The sequence below is a fragment of the Pantoea sp. EKM21T genome (genome assembly GCF_011800405.1).
In the GTDB taxonomy this organism is placed as follows: Bacteria; Pseudomonadota; Gammaproteobacteria; order Enterobacterales; family Enterobacteriaceae; genus Pantoea; species Pantoea agglomerans.
In genome coordinates this window covers 1-326 of record NZ_JAALFV010000028.1, presented here as the reverse complement: position 1 = coordinate 326, position 326 = coordinate 1, and the positions used below count along the sequence as shown (strand labels likewise).

General features: G+C 55.5%; 1 rRNA gene. It reads left to right on the top strand.

From position 1 onward, the window contains the following. Nucleotides 1–259: 259 nt before the first annotated feature. Nucleotides 260–326: ribosomal RNA gene (gene rrf / locus HFD87_RS22785) — 5S ribosomal RNA — on the top strand; the annotation flags it as partial.

Sequence of the window (326 nt, the reverse complement as noted above, 5' to 3'; positions counted from 1 at the left end):
AGCGATGCGTTGAGCTAACCGGTACTAATGACCCGTGAGGCTTAACCTTACAACGCCAGAGGCGTTTTTGAGAGACAGATTTTCAGCTTGTTCCCGGATACAGTTGTGTCCTGCGGACTGAAGTCCGAAGGATTTTGCGCTGAGGCAAGGCGGCAACCGGGCGATACGAAGGAGCATACTGAAGTATGTGACGGAGTAGCGCGAGGGCGGCCAACGCAGCATCAGCACAAAAGACACAGGACAGAGCACACAGAATTTGCCTGGCGGCTTTAGCGCGGTGGTCCCACCTGACCCCATGCCGAACTCAGAAGTGAAACGCCGTAGCG